Genomic DNA, 353 nt, shown 5'->3' with positions numbered 1-353 from the left:
CGGGTTCTCCGACGAGCGCCCCGACCCGCCGCTGCCGCGGAACGCGAAGGGGCTCCACTGGTGTCTCCACTGCGACGCCTACATGTTCGTCGACGAGCCGGTGTACGTGATGGGGCACGGCGAGGCCGCCGCCCACGTCGCGATGATCATGCTGAACATGACCGACGACGTGGACCTCCTGACCCGCGGCGCGGAGCCGACGTGGAGCGACGAGACGGCCGCCCAACTGGAGGCGCACCCCGTCGAGATCGTTCACGAGGACGTCACCGGCATCGAGAACGACCCGGACTCCGGCTGGCTGGAGGCGATGGAGTTCGAGGACGGCACCCGCCGCGAGTATCGCGGCGGGGTCC

At 70.3% G+C, this 353-nt stretch carries 1 pseudogene; it reads left to right on the top strand.

The window, feature by feature from the left end:
* Nucleotides 1-353 (top strand): annotated as a pseudogene (locus EXE44_RS18650) (NAD(P)/FAD-dependent oxidoreductase); the annotation flags it as partial.

It is taken from the genome of Halorubrum sp. SS7 (assembly GCF_005435055.1).
In the GTDB taxonomy this organism is placed as follows: Archaea; Halobacteriota; Halobacteria; order Halobacteriales; family Haloferacaceae; genus Halorubrum; species Halorubrum salinarum.
The sequence above is the reverse complement of the archived record's forward strand: the minus strand, read 5'-3'. Positions and strand labels throughout refer to the sequence as shown.